20 protein-coding genes are annotated in these 17,314 nt (G+C 41.3%); 1 reads left to right on the forward strand and 19 read right to left on the reverse strand.

What is annotated here, in order from left to right; translation table 11 throughout:
* Positions 1 to 97: 97 nt before the first annotated feature.
* From FLV_RS12335 to FLV_RS12410, 16 genes are all read right to left on the reverse strand, one after another.
* On the reverse strand, positions 98 to 835 hold the full coding sequence (locus tag FLV_RS12335) for a methyltransferase family protein (RefSeq protein WP_243234149.1): 738 nt from the start codon (positions 833 to 835) through the stop codon (positions 98 to 100).
* A 301-nt stretch (positions 836 to 1,136) separates the two neighbouring features.
* On the reverse strand, positions 1,137 to 1,343 hold the full coding sequence (locus FLV_RS12340) for a hypothetical protein (protein WP_243234151.1): 207 nt from the start codon (positions 1,341 to 1,343) through the stop codon (positions 1,137 to 1,139).
* A gap of 18 nt (positions 1,344 to 1,361) precedes the next feature.
* Positions 1,362 to 2,708 carry a c-type cytochrome gene (locus FLV_RS12345; protein WP_243234153.1) on the reverse strand — a complete coding sequence of 449 codons (1,347 nt, stop codon included), beginning with the start codon at positions 2,706 to 2,708 and terminating at the stop codon, positions 1,362 to 1,364.
* Positions 2,709 to 2,721: 13 nt separating this feature from the next.
* Positions 2,722 to 4,164: a c-type cytochrome gene (locus FLV_RS12350; protein WP_243234156.1), complete on the reverse strand. Its 1,443-nt coding sequence runs from the start codon at positions 4,162 to 4,164 to the stop codon at positions 2,722 to 2,724.
* A gap of 435 nt (positions 4,165 to 4,599) precedes the next feature.
* The gene (locus FLV_RS12355) at positions 4,600 to 4,959 is read right to left on the reverse strand and encodes a winged helix-turn-helix transcriptional regulator (protein WP_243234157.1); all 360 of its coding nucleotides are present in this window, start codon (positions 4,957 to 4,959) and stop codon (positions 4,600 to 4,602) included.
* A gap of 123 nt (positions 4,960 to 5,082) precedes the next feature.
* Positions 5,083 to 5,391: a YHS domain-containing protein gene (locus tag FLV_RS12360; RefSeq protein ID WP_243234159.1), complete on the reverse strand. Its 309-nt coding sequence runs from the start codon at positions 5,389 to 5,391 to the stop codon at positions 5,083 to 5,085.
* 11 nt (positions 5,392 to 5,402) lie between these two features.
* Positions 5,403 to 6,041, reverse strand: coding sequence for a superoxide dismutase (locus FLV_RS12365; RefSeq protein WP_223121616.1), 639 nt, complete (start codon positions 6,039 to 6,041; stop codon positions 5,403 to 5,405).
* A gap of 49 nt (positions 6,042 to 6,090) precedes the next feature.
* Entirely contained in the window at positions 6,091 to 6,957 is an 867-nt protein-coding gene (locus FLV_RS12370; protein ID WP_243234160.1) for a helix-turn-helix domain-containing protein, read from the reverse strand.
* Between the two features lie 41 nt (positions 6,958 to 6,998).
* Positions 6,999 to 7,373, reverse strand: coding sequence for a hypothetical protein (locus FLV_RS12375; protein WP_243234161.1), 375 nt, complete (start codon positions 7,371 to 7,373; stop codon positions 6,999 to 7,001).
* Positions 7,374 to 7,383: 10 nt separating this feature from the next.
* Positions 7,384 to 7,977, reverse strand: a complete 594-nt coding sequence (locus FLV_RS12380) for an SCO family protein (RefSeq protein ID WP_243234163.1) — start codon at positions 7,975 to 7,977, stop codon at positions 7,384 to 7,386.
* 81 nt (positions 7,978 to 8,058) lie between these two features.
* Entirely contained in the window at positions 8,059 to 8,991 is a 933-nt protein-coding gene (locus FLV_RS12385) for a transporter (protein WP_243234165.1), read from the reverse strand.
* Positions 8,992 to 9,042: 51 nt separating this feature from the next.
* Entirely contained in the window at positions 9,043 to 10,104 is a 1,062-nt protein-coding gene (locus FLV_RS12390; protein WP_243234167.1) for a cytochrome-c peroxidase, read from the reverse strand.
* 3 nt (positions 10,105 to 10,107) lie between these two features.
* Positions 10,108 to 10,893, reverse strand: a complete 786-nt coding sequence (locus FLV_RS12395; RefSeq protein ID WP_243234169.1) for an MbnP family protein — start codon at positions 10,891 to 10,893, stop codon at positions 10,108 to 10,110.
* A 21-nt stretch (positions 10,894 to 10,914) separates the two neighbouring features.
* Positions 10,915 to 11,958 (reverse strand): cytochrome-c peroxidase, encoded by a 1,044-nt coding sequence (locus FLV_RS12400; protein WP_243234170.1) that lies wholly within the window; start codon positions 11,956 to 11,958, stop codon positions 10,915 to 10,917.
* Positions 11,959 to 12,091: 133 nt separating this feature from the next.
* Positions 12,092 to 12,898, reverse strand: a complete 807-nt coding sequence (locus FLV_RS12405; protein WP_243234174.1) for an MbnP family protein — start codon at positions 12,896 to 12,898, stop codon at positions 12,092 to 12,094.
* Between the two features lie 105 nt (positions 12,899 to 13,003).
* A complete protein-coding gene (locus FLV_RS12410; RefSeq protein WP_243234175.1) occupies positions 13,004 to 13,381 on the reverse strand; it encodes a hypothetical protein in 378 nt (125 codons plus the stop codon).
* Between the two features lie 229 nt (positions 13,382 to 13,610).
* On the opposite strand from FLV_RS12410, the gene FLV_RS12415 reads away from it, so the two are divergent.
* The gene (locus FLV_RS12415) at positions 13,611 to 14,498 is read left to right on the forward strand and encodes an AraC family transcriptional regulator (protein WP_243234177.1); all 888 of its coding nucleotides are present in this window, start codon (positions 13,611 to 13,613) and stop codon (positions 14,496 to 14,498) included.
* Positions 14,499 to 14,605: 107 nt separating this feature from the next.
* Here FLV_RS12415 and FLV_RS12420 read toward each other — a convergent pair whose 3' ends face one another.
* From FLV_RS12420 to FLV_RS12430, 3 genes are all read right to left on the reverse strand, one after another.
* Entirely contained in the window at positions 14,606 to 15,076 is a 471-nt protein-coding gene (locus tag FLV_RS12420; protein ID WP_243234179.1) for a hypothetical protein, read from the reverse strand.
* Positions 15,077 to 15,120: 44 nt separating this feature from the next.
* On the reverse strand, positions 15,121 to 15,864 hold the full coding sequence (locus FLV_RS12425) for a phospholipase A (RefSeq protein ID WP_243234181.1): 744 nt from the start codon (positions 15,862 to 15,864) through the stop codon (positions 15,121 to 15,123).
* A gap of 139 nt (positions 15,865 to 16,003) precedes the next feature.
* Complete coding sequence (locus FLV_RS12430; protein WP_243234183.1) at positions 16,004 to 17,275, reverse strand: TolC family protein; 1,272 nt, start codon at positions 17,273 to 17,275, stop codon at positions 16,004 to 16,006.
* Positions 17,276 to 17,314: the final 39 nt, after the last annotated feature.

A 17,314-nucleotide genomic window follows, 5' to 3' on the forward strand; every position in this document is an offset into this window, starting at 1 on the left:
TCAATACGGGATACCAAAACACGAACAATACATGCCATTTTGATAAGAAGACTATCTTAATTTTGAGTAAATGCAATAAACTAATTTTTATCATGCCTTATGACCTCTTCCTTTTCAAGCTATCATCGAATTCGCCTGCAGCCGTGATGAGCAGTGAGATTAGCAGCAGAAAAATGTAAAGGTCATTATAATCGGGCTTTACTGCCAGGATCTGTTTTAGTCCATCAAGTATAAGAAAGGTTAGCAGCACTATGCTTAATTGTCCAGCACTATTTTTAAAAGCCCTGACAAGGTTAAACTTTTTATCCGGCTTTCTGAATTTAGCCAGATTTGGAATCAAAGCCGGCACCTGTTCTGCCCATGCCGAATACTTGAATCCGAACTTCCGCTTGAAATGGCCTTCTTCGGCAATCATAATCCTTTCAAAAAACACACAGCAGAAAAGAATAAAAGAAACAATAAAAAAAAGATTTCCCGTTGCCATGGCCGGTCCCAGCCACATAATCAGCAGGCCGCTGCAAAGCGGATGCCTCACTACAGAATAGGCGCCCGTCTTATCAAAATCTGCCTCTGCCTCGCCGCTGCGATTCAGCGGTGTCGGATTTGCGTTATAGCCATTGGTATAAATTATAACAGTAAAACCAACCATGCTCAGGGCCAGACAAGTCACTTCATACAATACTTCATAAGCGGAATTCTGAAAAAAATAATTTTCCGGATATGATGATGATGCCAAAAATAAAATATACCCTAAAATCAATACAAATAAGGGAAGCCCCTTAGCTGAACTGCTCAGGTTGGCTCCCTGTTTTTCCAACTCTTCGTGAAGCGCCATTATTGAATCATAATTATTATAATTATTACTTTTAAAAAAAAGAAGCCCTGTGTGTGTCAGCAGCAACAGGGCTCCGAACTATCAAAATTTAAAAAAGAAACTTCTTTTGTGGAACACTTTTTAACTAATACAGTCCCTTTATAAATTGATAATCCTTTTCTAGGGGGTTTTCTTTGTTATTCACTTCTTTTGACTTTGCAAGCTGCAGTGTAATGGATTTTATTCTTATCAGAAAAACAATCGCAAGAAGTACAAAAATTAAAATCATGATGGAAAAAACTTGTATCATACTATTTTATTTTTAAGTTAAAATTTCGATTAAGGCTGCCGGTTCTGCGGCAGTATATTTTCTATTGCTATTCTCCGTCCGTACAGATCCAATGCGCACCGTTCCAGTTCTGCCCTTTGGAATTGTTTTAACTATTTTCTCAGTCTTATTTTCCCTGTACAAAATACCTGTAAAAGTGATAAAGACAATTATTGGAACCAGATAACAGAAACGAATCATAGAGAATTGTTTTTTATTTTATTTTATGTTCAAAATATATTGCGCCAGCTGATCGAGTTTCTGCTGGTCCAGCTGCGATTCAAAACCGGGCATCTGCGGGTAATCGGGACGTTTCTTACCCGGATTTTTTATCCATTTCTGCAAATCGGCTGCGTTGCCTTTATAGATCTTTGCCATTTCCAAAACCGGCGGGCCTACTAATTTTTCATCTATTTTATGGCAGGATGCGCAATACTGGCCGAATACCTTTTGTCCTTTCTCTGCCTCTGACATATCTGCCGACGCTGCGCCAGCCTCCGCTTCTTTTACTTTAGCCAGAGCCTGCTTTTTGAGCACTTGAAATTCGTCAGTCTTAATTCTCACCAGTTCCCTGTGTTTTTCCAGCGAGTTAGCCCTGTATATCTGCCTGCCTGATCCCATGCAGAGCACCGTAATTCCAAGAAGCATTGCTATTTTATAAAAGTCCTTTTCGATGTTTTCCTTTTCACCAGTCAGCCTCTTCCATATCAGCCACATGGCGGGAACGGCAAAAGCCACCCCTGAGAAAATCACTAAAATCAGATTCCAGCCCATCCCTTTAGAAGGCAGGGTCAGCAGTACCAGAGGACCAATCATGAACTGGCATATGGAAGCCGTCAGGGCCAGTGAATACCCTTTTTTCTGAATATCATATCGGGTGAACTTTTGATAAATCTCTTCAAAGTGATAGTTTTTACGGCTGTTGTACCAAAATATAAACAATCCCGTCACAGCCAGTGAAGACAAGATAAAGTGGAGATATCTTGGAAAAACATTCGGTAGAAACAATGCGTCTACAAAGCCTTTTACTAAAGCCCATTTTTCAGGGAAAAGCATTAGATTGATATTAGTTAGAAAGATAAATGGAATAAACAGAAAGATAACAGTTGCCAGGGCCAGAATCGAAATATGAACCGCCTTGTGATTCTCCAAGCTTTCCCATGTATATTTATGCAAGTAAGTGAGCAGAAACGCCACTGTAACGAGCGGTATTACCGCAATCCACATCAAACCGGTAAGCGCATTTGCCGAATAAAAATAAATGGTATACAATACATTGATGCTCAAAAGCGGCGCAATACCCAGAACAACGGCTATACTTTTGTTTACTGTAATGGTTTTGGCTATTTCATGTGCCAGTATATCGTATTCCTTATTCTTCAGCCCTTTGATCTGGGCAATCAAAGCCAGGATTGATCCTCCCAGCATCAGGTTGACAAAAAGTATGTGCAGGAGAAATGACAATACCAAAACAACTACAAAAAACCATTCAGGCATTGGCAGGGGCAGTGGAATATCTTTCGGAACCGGTACGTTGTGCTGCAACGCAATATATAAATTTATCATTTTAAAACTTTTGTTATTTTTTATTTGCTAAAAGTGCCTCTGTATCCTGCAGTCCGCTCACCTCTACCCCTTCAGCCTGTGCCCCTTCCAGAACATCGCCTGTATCCTGAATACTGCGGATGTAGGCAGCCAGGGCTTCACTTTCCTGCTGGGTGCCCGGAAAAGGAGGCATATAGGTTCGTCCATTATGCATATTGGGGATGTAGGATGCCATGGAGTTAATATCCAGAGGCTTTCCAACTCCATACATTCGCTCAAAAACATCCACAACACTATTGACTCCCTGAGTGGTATGGCAGCGGCTGCAGGCAATAGCAAAAACATTTCTGCCGGCTTCCACTTTATTCTCCGGTGTAATCTCGGTCACGGTGGTATAGGTTGCATTTTTGAGAAGACCGTACTGCTGGTAAACGGGGTAATCTTCCTCCAGCAGTAGGTTTGAATACATATAACCTCCTATTACATAAGGCTTTCGGACAAATTCACGTACCCTTTCAAAAAAGCCAAGGTATGCGAAGGCCATCACAACAGGGAACAGGACGACATAGCCCTTAAGCCATTTGGCTTTGTACAAGCCCAGTACCGCCATTATTACCGAAGATGCAATTCCAAATAGTATAAAGTATTTCATTAAATCATAGTACTTATTGAAATCCATGGTCCCTACAGCCGTACTCATATTGGCGGTCATGGCCTCGGGGATCGCACGATAGTAAATTACCGCTCCCAAAAGCGAAATCGGAGCCCAGAGAATGATCCATTTTGAAACATATTTCACGGCCTTCAGCCTTAATTGGGTTCCTTTTTTAAAGAAAAGCGTTACCAGCAGCATTCCAAAACTGCCCGCCACCAGCATTGCTGTGGGAGTCCTGAACAATAACTGCGGCAGGTAAATTGGATTGGTGAACCCATTAAACAGGCTTTTATGGGTATTCCAGTTGCCGGGATCCATCATAAATCCCAAAATAGAAACGATGATTGCCATAGTAATCCAGGAGAACAAACTCAGAAACCATCCAAAACGGATATGCAGTAATTTAGCCCTCAGAGAGTGGTTGCTGCTCTTCCAGGTCAGGAAATAAATCATAATCAAAATCACCTCGGTAACAAATACGAGCCACTCTATAAACCATGCCCAGTAAAAAACACGTATCAGACTCCCAATCGATGTGGGACTGACAAGGGCAACGGAGAACCAGATACCAACTCCGGTCATAGCGCCCAATGTTGTGGTGATGATAAAAGCAACTTTCATCATATTATAGATTCTGTTGTCCCAGTCTAAATCTGTAATCTGCTCCCTGCCGCTGTTTTTTACACCTTTCTGCTCCAGCCATGTTATAAGAGGCATAAACCCTACAGCTAAACCGTGATTAATCATCACGTGAATAATGGCAATAATGGCGATAAGCATCCTATTGTTGAGCCAGTCTAAATGAAAAATTGGAAAGTCCATAAATTATTTTCTGTTTTTATTGTGCAAATTTCGCACAGTAATCCAAAATGTGCTAAAAACAAAAAAGCGGGAAGTTTAAAAAAACGTTCCTGAAACATTCGATAAAACTGCTTTTTGTATTGCATTTTATCCCTCCAAATACAGCTTTTCAATTCATTATTTTTTTCAGTTAGACCATATTTCTGTATTAAAGGATCATACCTTATATTAAAGCGTCTTATTTTAAATACAAACGACTAAAAATCAATTACTTAAATACAAAATATTGCTTTTACAGCCACTACCTCTCCTATTTGCAAATTCTGCTATTTACTTCATATCAGCTGTTTAAATTTATTTTTTTTATTCTTAAACCGCTGACTACAGCAGTTACGGACAGGGCAAAACACCTACATGGAGCAAAGATGTACGGCAGCTCCTTATAAGGACAGCCTGCTATTCTTCTGCTGACTTTATGAGAAAATTATTATGGCTCTTTAAATTCTCCCTTCCAAACAAATCAATTATTTCAATGATTGGCAGTACTTTGAGTCCAAGGGGCGTCAGGGTGTATTCTACTCTGGGCGGTTTTTCAGGATATGATTTTTTACTGACCAGATTATTGGATACCAGAAAATTCAACTCCTGCAGGAGCATTTTTTCACTGATACCCGGAATTGCCCTTCTAAGCTCTCCGTAACGGATTTTGCTGTGATTGATTTGAAAAAGTATCAGCAGTGTCCATTTCCCCCCCAGCAGTGCCAATGCCTTTTTTACCGGACAGCATTCATCATTAAGATCAATTATTTTTGTCATTTTTACCGTTGATTTTCTGTATGGATTATTACTTATTTGAATTGCAAGAACTTGTAATCCCAAAATAAAAGAAGCTGAAAAGCTGAACTTTCCAGCTCCCTGATATCCTGTTTCGCCTTTTATCTACTGCTGGTTTTTTGCAAGGTATTCATCGGGTTTTTTCATAAAGCCGTCTTTGCAGACTGTCGAGCAGAAACCATATAATTTTCCTTTGTAGGTTACCGTATCACTGACACCGTATTTGCTGACATCCATATTGCAGGTAAAGTCCAGTTTACTGGCATAGGTTAATTTGTTGAGCGGGTTATTAGGATCTTTATACATGTTTTCGGATTCCATGGAATGCGGATGATCATGCGGGTGTCTTTTTTTTTCTTCCTTATTGCAACTCAATAGGGCTGCAAGGCTAAAAACTACAAGAATTTTTTTCATACAATTGAATTTTATGGTTTTACAAGAGCGGAATTGTAGCGGGCACTCACCTCATTCCAGTTGATTATATTCCATACTGCCGAGAGGTAATCGGCTCGTTTGTTCTGATATTTCAAATAATAGGCGTGCTCCCAAACATCGATGCACAATATGGGCACCCCTTTATTTTGTGCATCATCCATCAGGGGATTGTCCTGATTGGCAGTAGAACTTATCTCAAGTTTATTTTCTGCTGATACGCATAGCCATACCCAGCCCGAGCCAAAGCGCGAGAGTGCGGCCTGGTTTAATTTCTGTTTTAAATTCTCCATGCTTCCAAATTTTTCAGTTACTGCACTTAGAAGTGCTGCAGAAGGCTTTGTGTTTTTCGCTGGTGTCAATACCGACCAGAACATCTCATGATTGTAGTGTCCTCCAGCATTGTTTCTGACTGCGGCAGGCAATGCTGATACCCTGGAGAACAATTCAGGGAGCGTCTTTTTTTCCTCTGCTGTTCCCTTCAGGGCATCATTTAAATTCTTTACATACCCTGCATGGTGCCTGCTGTAATGGATTTCCATGGTCTGCGCATCAATATAAGGCTGCAGTGCATCATACGAATAAGGCAATGGCTTTTGTGTAAACTGGGCTGATGCTGAAAAGTACAGCATCAGCATTATTACTGATAAAATCTTATTTTTTAACATGTTTTCTATTTTTTTATTGATTTGATAATCTTCGGAACTGCTCGGGTGTCTTATTGGTCTGTCTTTTAAAAAAAGTAATAAAGTAGGATGCGTTTTCAAAGCCAAGCTGATCGGCAATTTCATTTATAGAATAATTGGTGAAATGGATCAGCCGCTGTGCCTCTATCACGATACGTTTCCGTATCAGGTCTCCTGCTGTATAATTGGTAACCTCCTTGCATATCTTGTTCAGGTAATTTGGCGTTACGTTGAGCAGGTCCGCATAAGCGGCCGGCATTTTTTTCAATCTAAAATCTTTGTCAATGAGCTTCTCAAATTCTTTTATCTTCTGCTGTTTAGGCGTGTTGTTTACAACAAGCCCCACGGGGTCATAAAGCCGCTGCAGGTCAAAGAGCAGGATATTGAGATAGGATCGAAGCACTTTTACCGATCCGCTGCTGTAGAGACTGAACTCACTGTAAAATATTTCAAGCAGGTACACCCACTTGTTTTTTTCCTCTTCACTCAGCCTTACAAATAATTTTGAGGTATCGTGAAGAAATGAAAATTGGTCTAAAATATTATTGTTATAGCGTAGGGAGAAAAAATCTTCCGTGAAACAGATAATTTTTCCTACCGCTTTCCTGTTAATATTTATACTGCTTATAAAGCGTGGCTTTATAAAGATGACCTTGGCACTATCGAGACGGATTTTCTGACTGTCAATACTAATTTCCCCTTCTGCATCATCGATAAAGAGAAGCATGAAGAAATCCTGCCTGTGAGGGTATTCCAGTAAGGGAAACCGCTGCAGCAGGTTAGCGGTGTCGTCCATCCAGAAATGACTTTCATCCCCTGTGAACAAACGCAGGCTGTGGTCTGGTATTTCTGATATTTGCATTTTTTTAATTATATGATATGATTAATACTAAAACGAGAGTATTAATCCCATCTGGGAGGATGGTAAATCGAAAAAACACAACTGGGCTTCTGAGGGCCGGCCTGCAGCACCGGATGCTTTTTTTTAAATAAAAAGCATACCGCCTTGAATACAAACTGGTCGGGATGCTGTAAAAACAGCTGCACTTCCTTATATGTTACCGTTGGGAATTTCTGCTGCTGCTTGTCCTCCTGTGCTTTTAGTTTTTCCTCCAGATAGCATTTTCCGTTACAAATCGGAATGGCGTCAAACCTGTTGATGCAGATGTTTTTAGCAATATAATCCTGATTGATGTAAAAATCACCAATAATCCAGATACTCCCGGCATTTTGAAACGCCAGCAGCATGAGAATAAATAAAGTGACACATTTTTTCATCAGTGGACTATTATTGGTTTGAACTTTCTTCTAAAAGGACTTTTACATCGGCAATCAGTCTTTGGGTTTCCTTTGGATTTGTCCCGTCATAAACCCCGCGTACGTGCCTGTTTTTATCAACAAGCAGAAATCCGCCGCTATGGACGAAACCTCCCGGCTCATTTTCATCTGGATATGCCGTTGCAAAATAGCTCTCTGTTGCAATTTTATAAATGCTGTCCCTGTTTCCGGTCACAAAATGCCAGTTCTTTTTTATATCGTGCTCAACCGTATAGGCCTTAAGACGCGGTATGGTATCATTCTCAGGATCTATGGTATGGGAGAGAAACAATACCTCATCATTGATTTTGTATGCATCATAAACTTTTTTGAGCTGCACATTCATTTTCGGACAGATCGACGGGCATGAAAGGAAAATAAAATCCGCTATGTAAATCTTGCCGTCAAAAGTATTGTTGCTGATTTTCAGGCTGTCCTGATTGGTAAAGGAAAAATCTTTTATACGCGGGTATTCCATATGATTTCCTCTCATTACGGGATTTCCCAATATTGGAAGTTTCTCCTGTGCTTTCTCGCATGATATCACTAAAAGACAGTGTATCATTATCAAAACTATTTTTTTCATTTTTTTTGTTTTTGTGTTTACTGCGGATAGATCATTTGATAAACCTATCGGTTATTTTTTTTATAATGTATAATTCAGATTGACACTCCATCTGTAATTAGCTTCCATTTTACCCGATGATAAATTTTGATTGATTGGAAGCATGGCATTCAGACCGATGGAAAACTTATCCTTTCCTGCTTCCAAACCGAATTTGCCAAAGAGGATATCTCCGGCCGTATTGGGCAGATCAAGTCCGTACTGTTTGTTGGTTTGGTAAACCTCGCCGGCCAGACCTGCCTGAGGCACTATCTGCACCGCATTGAAATCGAAGAGATAAAACAGTGTAGCGGCATAATTGAACTGGTCACCGTACTGATATTCTTTTTTATTCTCTGTTTTGAAGACGTAATTCAATGTCGTATTCATACCTAAATCTTTTCTGCTGATGACATATTCGGAAACCACTGAATAGTCCCAGCTTCCGGTTCCGAGCTGAAAACTCTGATTTATGCTTCCCAGATTATTGGCCTGGGCAAACTGACCCGTTGGAATCTTTACACCTGCCCCGACATTTACCTTATGGGTGAAAACCGCACTGTCTTTTTTTGTTTCGAAAACACTATAGAGTCCCATCAGGGTAATATCTCCCAAACCCGAAATACGCTCTGTCCCTGTTGTTAATTCCCTCTGGTGAAAGTGATAGGGCACCAGTGCCGAAATCTGGATTTTACCGGTCAGCGGAATTCTTGCCCATGCCTGAACCGTATTGAAATTTTCATCTATCCAAGGTGAATTGGCAAAGATTCCGTCGCGGCTTGTGTAGCTCTGCCTGAAATACCGCACACCCGCAAAATTGTTATTAAGCATAGAACTAAAACCCATACTGCCTCCGCTGGCCGAACAACCGCAGGCATCACAATCAAAATCTTCCATTGCCGCCAGGCGCTGAAAAGTAAAAGACGAGATGCTGTCTTTTGGAGGCAGACCGAACATCTTCGATGAAAGGAACATGGTGGCCAGTACTACTATTTTAATTATTATTTTTATCATTTATTTACCATTTTATAATTCTGAAAACCGGCTGCTGCTCAGGAATTCATAATCGGTGAGTGTCTTCAAAAAAGAAATCAATTGTGTTTTTTCCTCCTCGGAAAGTGCAATTCCCAATTTTCCATTTTTTTTCAAAAGAGGATCCAGCGTAGGGGAATCCAAAATACCGCTGTTGTAATGCTCCATTACCTGCTGCAGTGTTGTAAACCGCCCGTCGTGCATGTAAGGGCCTGTTTTTTCCACATTACGCAGCGTTGGTGTCCTAAACTTCCCTAAATCCCCTGAACTGCCGGTAATCCTCGCTCTTCCTCTTTTGAGCATCAGCTCGGTATCATCATCAAAATCATCATCGATTCCGTTGTTATGGTATAGATTATCGGTCATTAAAGGTCCTGCGTGGCAGGAAAAACAAAATTGCTCTGCCAGCTGCAGTCCTTTGAGTTCGTTTTGATCTAAGCTGCCTCCTGATTCTCCACGAACATACTTGTCATATCTGGAATTTCCGGAGATCAGTGTTCGCTCGAACTGTGCAATCGCTTTTACGATATCAGCCTGATTAATGGCTTTCCCAAATGCCTTTTCAAACATCTTGGGATAAGACGCATCTGCATTGAGCTCCTCAAGCAATTCTTCCAGATTCTGGTGCATTTCATCAGCGTGTGCCAGCGGAGCAAATGCCTGTGATTCCAAATTATTAGAACCGCCATCCCAAAACAGGCCATTATCTGCCCAGGCCAGATTGATCAGCGCGGGAGAATTTCGCTCCAGAGCATTTCCTGAAATCCCTTTCCTTGTAAGAGCAAACCCGTCCGAGAAAGCCAGACTCTGCTGATGGCAGGTCGCACATGCCACCTGATTATTACCCGAGAGCCTTTTGTCAAAGAACAGTTTTCTGCCAAGGGCAATCCCATCTGCCGACAAAGGATTTGTTTTAGAATCCACAAAATGCGGAAAATTATCAGGAACCCCTGCCAGAGGCAATGGTTCCTGATAGGAGTCATTGGTGTCACTGCAGGAAAAGGCAAACAAAGCCGCTGTTACAATACTCCCTATTTTTATTTTCCTGTACAGCATTACCTATTCTACACTTTTAACCGTAAAGACAGTATTTTTGTAATTGTCTGCTACTTTAGCCATCAGTTCAGGTGTTTTAGCCGATACTTTCGGACTTGCAACCAGATCAATATCTTTTACAATTTTTTCAACATCTACATTAAGATTTATTTTTGAAGATCTGCCGGCGCTTACCACCAAAGCCGTCGGCAGTGTAATTTCCACTGTCCTGTAATTGGTATTCAAACCTGTTTCCACAGCGATGGCGACGGGAGTCTGCGGCGTCATATTTTTTCCTGTCAAACTCGAGAAAATATAACTCGTATGCCACATCCAGGAGATATTGGTCATGCCGTTAAGCTGTGAGAGTTCACCATCCTGAATGCTCATATTATCATTATGAAGCGCATCAACCCCAACCGAGAAAATAAGTTTTGTATAGGATCCTGAAGGCACGTCTTTTAACTCAACAGCTTCCCTTTTTTGAGCAGGATAGGTATACTTGCCCTCCTGAACTTTAATTTCCGTAGTTTCCTCGATCAGGAAAAAAGAATTTGAAAGCGCATAGGTTTCATTTTTATCACTAACCAGTCTAACATCGCTGACCCAGTAGCGCAGATGGTCGAATTGATAGGACTGCCCTGAAATGGGAAAAGGAGTATTTAAGGCAAAATCTGCCGTCCCTACTTTTGAATCAAAATTGATCTGTGTAGTCCCTTCAGCAGCTGCCGAGGGAGCTTCATCGCTTGAACATGAATTAAGGAAAATCAGGGCAGTAAGGGCCAGTGTAAAATTTTTAAAGTTTTTCATTTTTTATAATCAATTAAATTTTTAAAATTCCGAAAATCGTTTATCGGTTAAATATTGTGTATCGGTGAGGGTTTTCAAAAAGGCAATAATCTGCTTTTTTTCGCTTTGGGACAGTGCTATGCCCAGTTTTCCGTCCTTTTTCAAAAGAGGATCCAATGTCCGGGAATCCACAATCCCCGATTCATAATGATTCAGGACAGCTTCAAGGGTGCCAAAACGCCCGTCATGCATATAGGGTGCGGTAACCTCGACATTGCGAAGGCTCTGTACCTTGAACTTGTAATAGTCAGAGGCTTTTTCAGTTACTTTATAACGTCCAACGTCATTCACTTTTGGGTTGACTGCCAGCCCGTTATTGCGAAAGGAGTTGTCGGTCATTAAATCCGTTGCATGGCAGGAAGCGCAGTTGGTCTTGAAAAGCTCGTATCCTGAGGATTCATCAGCGGTCAGGATGCCCCCGGCTTCACTTCGCCTGAACTTATCGAATTTTGAATTGGAGGATACCATCATGACCATGAACTGCGAGAGTGCCTTGAGCATGTTCTCAGTAGTAATGGCTTTATCTTCAAAAGCCTGCGAGAAAAGTTTCTGGTATTCCTTATCGCCTTTCATCATGGCCAGGATTGCATTAAGGTCCCCATTCATTTCAATTATACTGGTCAGGGGAATAATGGGCTGCAGATCCAGATTATCAGCTGTCCCGTCATACATGAAAATGGGCTGAAATGCCATATTTTGAATCGGCGGCGCATTACGCGTGCCTGTTGCGTTATCCACGCCGTGGCTTACCGTATGCCCGTGATGGGTAAAGGCATTGGCCTGCAGGTGGCAGAAACCGCACGATACCAATCCATCTGAAGCCAGTCTTCCATCGTAGAAAAGTTTTTTTCCTAATTCAAAACCTTTTTCAGTGGGTTTGTTTCCTTCGATGTTATAGGCAGCAGAAGGAAAGTTAGAGGGTATCGTAAAATCCAGCGGAACATTGACATACTGTTTTTCTTCACTATCAGAACAGCTAATCAAAAGGGGAACCACTAAACAAAGAAAATATCTTAATTTCAACATATCTTTAAGTTTAAAAGCAGGTATCAATTCAGCGTACATCAAAACAGCGGGAACTCCCTGGTCGGCATAAATGCAGCCAGAGGAGGTTTTCCGCGAAAAAATGGTGAATTAATTCCTGGTTACTGTTAAGTATTTAGTCGTTGTGCACGTGGTCTATCCTGAACATTTTTGAAATGTTAGTCGTGATTTTGGGCAAAGCTTCCCCGCCCATGATCATAGCACCCATTCCCACTTCATTGTAGTCTGACAGCTTTATGGTATTCTCCCCGTCAAGGATTTTATACAGGTCGGCAACGATATGCACAGCGGGCGTAATATTGCTTCTTACGAGCGCTTTTACAGGCAGGTCCAGCGTTACTTCGGTATAATTATACGCGCCTCCGATTTGTCCGGTATGAATCATAAAGGAAGAGGGAGAGTCCACTGTCGGGGAAGTAAAAGTGCCTTCGAAAGCGAGATATTTATAACCCGCCGACCAGCTCCAGAGTAAATCTTTGGCCTGAGCCCTGGCAAGAAAATCACCCTGGCCGGCAGCGCCTAACTGCCACTGTTCCTTATCGACTCCAATTCCAAATTTTACTTTGGTATAATCGCCGGCCGGAACATCAGTAAGGTCAAACTGATAGCCAGACGCAGGATCATCTTCATCGGCTATAAAATAGCTTTTCATCTTTGGATAGGTAAAAACAGTCCCGTCGGATTTGGTCAGTACAATATTGCTTACGATGTAGCGCACCACATTTACCTTGAGTTTTTCATTATGTGCCGTCGTATTGGTCTGTGTGTCCAGAATAAGGTCATTACCGTTAAAGGAATTATCAAACTTGAGTCCTATTTTTCCCGTTTCGCCTGTTGTATCGGTCTGGTCCTGATCACTTGAACATGAGGTAATAAAAGCGCATAAGGCTACTATTACCGCTTTGTATAGTATCTTTTTCATTGGTATTTTATAAAAGTTAAATTAGTTCAGAGCAGGAATGCTCCAATCACTGCGCAAAGCGCAATGAGAATCGTCCCAATAATAAATTGGGAAAAGATTTTAAATTTATAAAATACCGGCGGGCGGGCGGAAAGTAAGGGAGGAAACCCCTACAGGGGTGCTGCCTACAAAAGCAAAGGCCTTTTGGGGCTTATCGTTGACAGGAATGAAAGCAAAGTTTACTTCAGAGAAAATACAGATATAGACAAGCTCTAATTTTTCCTTCAGGCTGTCCTGCATCTGCTTTTCGTTATCGGAATATTTTTTAAGGCTTTTCTGGAGTTCACAACGGCCGTTACAGGAATTAAAAATCTGCTTGCGCTGTACGCAGATGGTTCTGGCAATTTCCTGCTGGTTTATTTTAAAAGAAAGATAAACAAACATGCTTCCCATGGAGGGAAGAAAAATAAGACCACACAGCAATATGATAATATATTTTTTCAAAAATGTTTGTTTGCTTAGAAATGCAAAAATACACTAATTTTGTTTTTATTCTGAAGAAACTTCTTGTTTTATTAAACAAAAAACACTCCGGGCCCTGCTGCATCGATTAAACGAAAAGCAAAATTACAAGGCCGTTAGAGGTTTTAGTTTTAAACTGCATAACACAAGACTGTTTTTTGCAGCGGTCAGATAAACGATTCAAATTAAATTTTATCTTTACAAAAAAGCATTGAAAGAAAACATTAAGAAAAACTCCATTAACGATATCCTTGAAGCATTAGGCGACACGCCTCAGGGGGACGAGCTCTATATCTACATCAGTAAGGAAAATATCCACGAAAACCCTTTTCCCTATCCTTTCCGCTCGGACAGCTACACCATTATGTTCATATTGTCAGGGAGTGCCAAAATCCAGTTCAATTTAATGCAGTACAATCTCCAGCCCAATGATATTGTGCTTATTTCACCCCATACGGTAACCCATATCATTGAAATCGAAAGCAGCATGTCCCTTATTGGAATTACTTTCACGCTGAATTTTGCATTAAGCCATAGCCTTAACCGCAATGATGTAAATGCTTTTGAGTTTTTTGCTTCAAAAAATGCCCTGAACCTAAAATTGAAAAAAGAGGAAATAGACGGTCTTGTCAAACTAACCCATCTGCTGCATGAAAAGAATACAGCTGTAAGTGCATTTTATGGCAAGGAACTTTTAATGCACAGTTTCAATTTGTTAATGTACCAGGTTGCCGCCATATACAGGGAAAGGTATGATGAGATCATCACTAAAATGACTCGTAAGGAAGAACTCACTTCCAAATTTATAAAACTGCTGGAGGAAAATTTTAAAAAGGAAAGAAAGGTGCAGTTCTATTCCGAAAACCTGAACATGACTGCAGGAAACCTCTCCAAGGTGCTCAAGGAGGTATCAGGGAGGACAACTGGGGAACTCATAGATGCAGCCATTATAACCGAAGCCTGCATTCTGCTGGCCAATCCGGCATTAAGCATTTCCCAAATATCGGACGAACTGAATTTCAGCGACCAGTCTTTCTTTGGCAAGTTTTTCAAAAAGCATATCCATTTATCTCCTTCAGAATACAGGAGAAAAACATAAAATGTTTTTACTGGGTACCGCCTTTAAAAATGACACTACTGCACAACCGGTTTTCCTCGTGCCCGAAAGTCTATCCAAGAAAAGAGGCACAGCAATCCACATATGCTTTACTGCCCATCTTTATTATTGTTCCCATGCTGATCCACACTTTCAAAAACAAATCCATCAGCATTAAATTCTATGGGGATTTCAGGCATAAAGTATGAAATTCCCATGTAACTTGCCACAACCCCCTCACCCTGTATCAATTTACCGTTTCTCTGCAGGAAAATGACCGGGCTTATGGCCTTGCTTCCGCCATAGCTGATGTACCGAAATTTTCCCCTGAGGGTGTCCCCAGATATCTGTCCTTCCACAGCTCCAGAATCTTTCATGGACCTGCTGCCGTAATAAACTTCATAGCTGCCGTAAAATCTCTTCTCATAAACTGTAATCTGCAGAAATGCAGTGTCCCTTCCTCTTACCGCCGTGTAAAAAGTTTTTTTCTGCTTTACATTATCGCAGCCGGTTATTAAAATCAAAAGAGCAAGCATGCAGATCCAATGAAAATGATGTTTGAATACTTGAAATTTTATCATGATATTTTAAAAATTATATGTTACTTATTAAGAACAATGCAGGATCAGTAGAAGCGATAAAATGTTGGCTTGATAATGAAGCCTACCCTGAGCATGCCCCTTTCTGACTTAAAATCAATAAGGCTCTCGCTGTACCCCTGCCACCACTGCAGGGTTATCAGCTGATTGGCTTTTCTGGAAATACGGTAGCTGACACCGGTATTTACGCTTCCTTTAAAATCCCAGTCGGCCCCCTTTCTCAGGGTCAGGTCAAAAAACAGCCTGTCTTTCCCCAGCACCCATTGGAGGTGTCCTTCTCCATAGCCGATATATCTGGGCAGAGAGGGATTGTTGTCAATCAGAAAAGGCATCCATGCCTTAAGGCTGAGAATCAGCCTGGGTGAAAATATCCTTGTAAAGCCCAAAGAGACCGTATTAAGGCTTCGGGAATAAATACTGTCCCTCCCATTGGATTCATGCTCAAGGCCCAGTATCAGCACTCCAAAAAAACGTTTATCCTTAAATACCGGTTTGAGCATCATCAGACCAGGATTATAATTGCTTTCTTCAAACGGGCTTGATGCCTTGTATACCTTCCAGAATGATTTCTGGGTATAAGTCAGGTACGGATAAAAACCGCCGGAAGGCCTATTGGATAAGCGCTGTTTAAAACTGAACTGGAATTTTGCATCCATGGTGTTTCTGGACGGTGTTTCTCCAAGATGAACCCCTGTTACAAAATAATTGTCTTTATATATGGAAAATGCAGGGAGTCCGGTAATTATTTTCTCGATAGAATCCTTGTCCATTGGAATTTGTGCATGAGCGCTTGCGCATAAAATTAACAGCAGAAAAAAACATTTTTGTCTCATCTCCAGACCAGATTAATTGCCAGGGAAAAGCACTGCTCCTGAGCAGGCAGATCATTATTTTGTTTTTTAAACATCATTAATATTCCCCGATTGCTTTTTTGTAGGCAGCTTCTGCAATTCTGCATCCCGTCTTTGAATCAATAAGATCCGAATATGCCTTCTGCCAGAGCACCTGTGCTTCTAAAACATCTTCCCCCAATACTGTTCCCGCATTAAAACGGTCCTGATTTAACCGCAGATTCTCCTGGGACTGCTGCAGTGATTTATTACTCAGTTCGATTTGTACGACAGACTGGTTGAGCATCAGCCAGGCATTCTGGATCTCGATAGCCAGCAATTCCTTTGTCTGCTCCAATTCAATTTTTCTTGCTTCAGTCTGAAATCCCTGTTCCTTGACTTTCTGCTTTCTTGCTCCCCAGTCAAGTATTGGAACTGAGAGTGTGACCAGACCGACAAAAGCAGTCATATCATCACTCCCATCAGAAAAATTGATTTTTTTTCCATAAGAAGCCAGACCGTTTGCACTTACTGCCAATGTTGGTTTTTGGTCACCTTGAAGCAATTCCCCTTTATACTGCTGGATTTCAACTGCCTTATTGAGCATGCCGATTTCCGGGCGCCTTTCCACTGCTGTTTTGATATCTGACTGTCTTACCAGCGCCGCCTCATCGCCCAAATCCCCTTTAATATCAAAATTCGTATCATACAGCCCTGTAATCTGTGTCAGATTCAATTTGGCCATCGCCAGTCCGTCATTTGCCTTTGTCAAATCCAGTATCGCCTGGTTCTGCTGCACCTCCACCTTGAGAAGGTCATTTTTGTAAATAAGCCCTGCATCAAAAGAATTCTGAAGATCTTTTTTCAGCGCATTTAAAAGTTTCAGGTATTGCTGCGCCAGAGCCGTTTTTTCTTTTAAACTGACCACCTGCCAAAAAGCCGTTTCAGCACTCAGCATCACCTCATCTTCAGTGAGCTCTTTCTGGGAGGTCTGCAGATCAACTGCAGAACCTGTCATTTTTTTTGCGGTCTGAATTTTGTTCCCTGCGTAAATAACCTGCGTCAATGCCAAAGATCCGTTTGCACTGTATTCGGGAAGCAGTGTTTTAAAAGGATCCGAAAGATAAAGACCAAAAACGCTGGCATCAACTGTCGGTTTTGAGGCCGCTTTTGCCGATGCATTGGCTGCTTTTGAGGCATTGATATCGCTTTGGGCTTTTTTGAGCCTCTTATTGTTCTCCAAAGCCCTGCTTTTTACTTCCTGCAGTGAAAGCTGCTGCTGGGCGTGAATATATCCTGATGCTAAGATCAGTAAGACTAATACAAATATTTTTTTTTGTTTTCTTTTCATCTCTATTGCTTTTTAATGCTTTCCTGCTGTATGCTGATT

It is taken from the genome of Flavobacterium pectinovorum, assembly GCF_022802975.1.
Classification (GTDB): Bacteria; Bacteroidota; Bacteroidia; order Flavobacteriales; family Flavobacteriaceae; genus Flavobacterium; species Flavobacterium pectinovorum_B.

Coding starts and splice junctions, on each gene's coding strand:
- FLV_RS12335 (WP_243234149.1), bottom strand. CDS start 835: ATGGCGCTTCACGAAGAGTTGGAAAAACAGGGAGCCAACCTGAGCAGT.
- FLV_RS12340 (WP_243234151.1), bottom strand. CDS start 1,343: ATGATTCGTTTCTGTTATCTGGTTCCAATAATTGTCTTTATCACTTTT.
- FLV_RS12345 (WP_243234153.1), bottom strand. CDS start 2,708: ATGATAAATTTATATATTGCGTTGCAGCACAACGTACCGGTTCCGAAA.
- FLV_RS12350 (WP_243234156.1), bottom strand. CDS start 4,164: ATGGACTTTCCAATTTTTCATTTAGACTGGCTCAACAATAGGATGCTT.
- FLV_RS12355 (WP_243234157.1), bottom strand. CDS start 4,959: ATGACAAAAATAATTGATCTTAATGATGAATGCTGTCCGGTAAAAAAG.
- FLV_RS12360 (WP_243234159.1), bottom strand. CDS start 5,391: ATGAAAAAAATTCTTGTAGTTTTTAGCCTTGCAGCCCTATTGAGTTGC.
- FLV_RS12365 (WP_223121616.1), bottom strand. CDS start 6,041: ATGCTGTACTTTTCAGCATCAGCCCAGTTTACACAAAAGCCATTGCCT.
- FLV_RS12370 (WP_243234160.1), bottom strand. CDS start 6,957: ATGCAAATATCAGAAATACCAGACCACAGCCTGCGTTTGTTCACAGGG.
- FLV_RS12375 (WP_243234161.1), bottom strand. CDS start 7,373: ATGAAAAAATGTGTCACTTTATTTATTCTCATGCTGCTGGCGTTTCAA.
- FLV_RS12380 (WP_243234163.1), bottom strand. CDS start 7,977: ATGATACACTGTCTTTTAGTGATATCATGCGAGAAAGCACAGGAGAAA.
- FLV_RS12385 (WP_243234165.1), bottom strand. CDS start 8,991: ATGTTCCTTTCATCGAAGATGTTCGGTCTGCCTCCAAAAGACAGCATC.
- FLV_RS12390 (WP_243234167.1), bottom strand. CDS start 10,104: ATGCTGTACAGGAAAATAAAAATAGGGAGTATTGTAACAGCGGCTTTG.
- FLV_RS12395 (WP_243234169.1), bottom strand. CDS start 10,893: ATGAAAAACTTTAAAAATTTTACACTGGCCCTTACTGCCCTGATTTTC.
- FLV_RS12400 (WP_243234170.1), bottom strand. CDS start 11,958: ATGTTGAAATTAAGATATTTTCTTTGTTTAGTGGTTCCCCTTTTGATT.
- FLV_RS12405 (WP_243234174.1), bottom strand. CDS start 12,898: ATGAAAAAGATACTATACAAAGCGGTAATAGTAGCCTTATGCGCTTTT.
- FLV_RS12420 (WP_243234179.1), bottom strand. CDS start 15,076: ATGATAAAATTTCAAGTATTCAAACATCATTTTCATTGGATCTGCATG.
- FLV_RS12425 (WP_243234181.1), bottom strand. CDS start 15,864: ATGGACAAGGATTCTATCGAGAAAATAATTACCGGACTCCCTGCATTT.
- FLV_RS12430 (WP_243234183.1), bottom strand. CDS start 17,275: ATGAAAAGAAAACAAAAAAAAATATTTGTATTAGTCTTACTGATCTTA.